Raw genomic sequence first — 1175 nt, forward strand, 5'->3', positions numbered from 1 at the left:
GCCAGTATACACTCCGCTAGCGCTACGTGACTGGTTCAGGGCTGCGCCCCGAAACCCGCCAAAAGCCTGACGCGCCTGCGGCTTGTCCAACCCCGCGCCGACCGGGAAAGGCTTTCCCGCCCGTCCCGGCGTTATCAGGAGACCGGTTTGTCAGAGAAACGGAACAAGATGCTCACCATGTGGGTGACGGAGGACGAGCACCGGCGGCTGCTCGAACGCTGTGACGGCAGGCAGCTGGCGGCGTGGATGCGGCAGACCTGTCTTGATGAAAAGCCTGCGCGTACCGGAAAGCTACCCTCGATCTCGCCGGCGCTGCTGCGCCAGCTTGCCGGCATGGGCAACAACCTGAACCAGATAGCCCGCCGCGTTAACGCCGGCGGCGGTACCGGCCATGACAGGGTGCAGATTGTGGCGGCGCTGATGGCAATCGATGCCGGCCTTGAGCAGCTGCGGCACGCCGTTCTTGAGAAAGGAACGGACGATGATCATTAAATTTCATCCGCGCGGTCGCGGCGGTGGCGCCGGGCCGGTGGACTATTTGCTGGGTAAAGACCGGCAGCGTGAAGGCGCCACCGTCCTGCAGGGCAAGCCGGAAGAAGTCCGGGAGCTGATTGATGTGTCGCCTTACGTGAAGAAATACACCTCCGGCGTACTGTCGTTTGCGGAGGCAGATCTGCCTCCCGGCCAGCGGGAAAAACTGATGGCCAGCTTCGAGCGTGTTCTGATGCCCGGCCTCGATAAAGATCAGTACAGCATTCTGTGGGTGGAGCACGCGGACAAGGGGCGTCTGGAGCTGAACTTTCTGATCCCCAATACCGAGCTGCTGACCGGCAGGCGGCTCCAGCCGTACTACGACCGCGCCGACCGGCCGCGCATCGATGCCTGGCAGACGGTGGTCAACGGCCGGCTGGGGCTGCACGACCCGAACGCGCCGGAAAACCGGCGGGCGCTGGTCACGCCGTCCGCGCTGCCGGAAGCGAAGCAGGAAGCTGCCCAGGCGATTACGCGCGGCCTGCTTGCCCTTGCCTCATCCGGGGAGCTGAAAACCCGTCAGGACGTCACTGAGGCGCTGGAAAGCGCAGGTTTTGAGGTGGTGCGCAGCACGAAAAGCAGCATCAGCATTGCCGACCCGGACGGGGGGCGAAACATCCGACTGAAGGGAGCCATCTATGAGC

General features: G+C 63.9%; 1 protein-coding gene and 1 pseudogene. Both read left to right on the plus strand.

The annotated features are described in order from the left end of the window. Window positions 1-147 precede the first annotated feature (147 nt). Entirely contained in the window at window positions 148-492 is a 345-nt protein-coding gene (locus ACFCV3_RS42720; RefSeq protein WP_044704870.1) for a MobC family plasmid mobilization relaxosome protein, read from the plus strand. Continuing rightward, window positions 482-1175: pseudogene (locus ACFCV3_RS42725) on the plus strand (nuclease); the annotation flags it as partial. The gene ACFCV3_RS42720 and the pseudogene ACFCV3_RS42725, both read left to right, overlap by 11 nt.

The organism is Kribbella sp. NPDC056345 (genome assembly GCF_042262745.1).
Classification (GTDB): domain Bacteria; phylum Actinomycetota; class Actinomycetes; order Propionibacteriales; family Kribbellaceae; genus Kribbella.